The sequence below is a fragment of the Mesorhizobium sp. M7D.F.Ca.US.004.01.2.1 genome, assembly GCF_003997785.1.
GTDB lineage: Bacteria > Pseudomonadota > Alphaproteobacteria > Rhizobiales > Rhizobiaceae > Mesorhizobium > Mesorhizobium loti.
The window spans coordinates 1-2370 of record NZ_RZRQ01000564.1; the positions used below are offsets into that span (position 1 = coordinate 1).

The following is a 2370-nucleotide window of genomic DNA, read 5'->3' on the forward strand; positions in this document are numbered from 1 at the left end:
ATGCACGGCAGCGTCGGCATGAGCGACGTAGCGCCCGTTGACATAGGCAATGCGCGGCATGGGCAACCTCTAAGAAAGTCTCGGGGCTTTCTTATGCGATTCCGCCGCCGCCGTAACCGGCAAATGCTTGGTACAGGCGCGGCTGGCTGGCGCTGCGCGTCAGACGCCCAGCGACTTCAGCTTGCGGTGCAAGGCGGAGCGCTCCATGCCGATGAACTCGGCGGTTTTCGAGATGTTGCCGCCGAAGCGGTTGATCTGGGCGATCAGATAGTCCTTCTCGAACTGTTCGCGCGCCTCGCGCAGTGGCAGCGCCATGATGTGCTGGTCGGATTGATTCGGCGTTCGCGGCATGACATCGCCAATCTCGGCCGGCAAAAGGTCCGCGGTGATCGGCGCATCGACATCATCGCCGCGCGCCAGGATCATCAGGCGCTCGACATTGTTGCGCAGCTGGCGGACGTTGCCCGGCCAATTATGCGCCTGCAGCACAGCCAGCGCGTCGTCGCCGATGCGGCGCGGCTTGATGCCGGCCTGGCGGGCGATCTGCTTCATGAAATTGTCGACGAGATAGGGAATGTCCTCGCGCCGCTCGGCCAATCCCGGCACCATGACCGGCACCACTGCCAGGCGATGATAAAGATCCTCGCGGAAACGGCCGTCGGCGATCATCGCCTCGAGATTCTGCGAGGTCGAGGAGATGATGCGGACATCGACCTTGACCCGCTTGGTGCCCCCTACCCGCTCGAACTGCTGCTCGACCAGCACGCGCAGGATCTTGTTTTGCGTCTCGCGCGGCATATCGGCCACTTCGTCGATGTAGAGGATGCCGCGATGAGCCTCCTCGAGCGCGCCGACCTTGCGCTCGACGCCGTTCGATTCAGTGCCGAACAGCTCGATCTCCATGCGCTCGGGCGTGATGTTGGCGGCGCTCAGCGTCACGAAAGGCGCGGTCTTGCGCGCCGACAGCGTGTGGATGGCACGTGCGGCCAGTTCCTTGCCCGAGCCTGACGGGCCGATGATCATGACGCGGCTGTTGGTCGGCGCGACGCGTTCGATAGTCTGGCGCAACTGGCTCATCGCCGACGACATGCCGATCAGATCGAAGGTTTCGCCGCTGCGCAGCTTGAGGTCGGAAACCTCGCGCCGCAATTTCGAGGTCTCGAGCGCACGCTCGGCAATGAGGATCAGCCTGTCGGCCTTGAACGGTTTTTCGATGAAGTCATAGGCGCCGCGACGGATGGCGGAGACCGCCGTTTCGATGTTGCCGTGGCCCGAAATCATCACCACGGGCAAGGTCGGGTGCATCGTCTTGATCTCGTCGAGCAGCGCCAACCCGTCCAGGCGCGAGCCCTGCAGCCAGATGTCGAGGAAAATCAGCCGCGGCGCCCGGTCGGCGATCGCCGCCAACGCGCTGTCGGCATCGAATGCCGTGCGGGTTTCGTGACCTTCGTCGCTCAGGATGCCCGCGACGAGTTCACGGATGTCTTCCTCGTCATCGACGATGAGAATATCAGACGCCATTACCGACCTTTTCAGTTTCTCGTTCGTTTTCCGTCCTGCTTTCGCCGCGCGAAGCCGCAACGGCCGCAGGCGGCAGGATGATGCTGATCATCGCGCCGCGCCCATTGTGGAAATCCGCAGGTGCATCATGAAGTTCCAGTCTGCCACCATGGTCCTCCACGATCTTCTTGACGATAGCGAGACCGAGCCCGGTGCCCTTCTCGCGTGTGGTCATATAGGGCTCGAGCAGCCGTTGGCGATTCTCGCGCGGCAGGCCTTTGCCATTGTCGATGACGTCAATGCGAATCACACCATTCTGGCGCCCGGCTTGAATCCGGATTATGCCGTGCGAACCGTCCTTCTGTTCCAATCCATCGATCGCCTCGGCGGCGTTCTTGATCACATTGCCGAAAGCCTGCGCCATCAGGCGGCTGTCGAACGTACCCTTGAGCGGCTCGTTGCCGAACACGCGCTCGAAAGCAATGTCGGCGCGGCTGACTTCAACCAGGAACGAGGCCTCGCGCAAGGATTCGCGCAGGTCGATGGCTTTCATCTCGGGCTTAGGCATCCGCGCGAAAGCGGAGAATTCGTCGACCATGCGGCCGATATCCTCGACCTGCCGGATGATGGTGTCGGTGCATTGATCGAAAATCTCGCGATCCTCGGTGATGACCTTGCCGAAGCGTCGCTTGATGCGCTCGGCCGAAAGCTGGATCGGTGTCAGCGGATTCTTGATCTCGTGGGCGATGCGCCGCGCCACGTCGGCCCAGGCGGAGGAGCGCTGCGCCTGAACCAGATCGGTGATGTCGTCGACCGTCACGACATAGGATTTTTCCTCCGAGCCGTCGTCGCCAGCCTCGATGGTGATCT

Annotated in this window: 2 protein-coding genes; both read right to left on the minus strand. The window is 62.3% G+C overall.

Annotated elements, in window-relative coordinates:
* Nucleotides 1-159: 159 nt before the first annotated feature.
* Nucleotides 160-1521, minus strand: coding sequence for a sigma-54 dependent transcriptional regulator (locus EN993_RS34750; RefSeq protein WP_056588733.1), 1362 nt, complete (start codon nucleotides 1519-1521; stop codon nucleotides 160-162).
* A partial coding sequence (locus EN993_RS34755) for an ATP-binding protein (RefSeq protein ID WP_127266133.1) occupies nucleotides 1511-2370 on the minus strand: 860 nt, incomplete at its 5' end. The genes EN993_RS34755 and EN993_RS34750, both read right to left, overlap by 11 nt.

What these genes read in the sequence shown, in the direction of transcription:
- EN993_RS34750 (WP_056588733.1), bottom strand. Translation starts at nt 1,521, where the DNA reads ATGGCGTCTGATATTCTCATCGTCGATGACGAGGAAGACATCCGTGAA.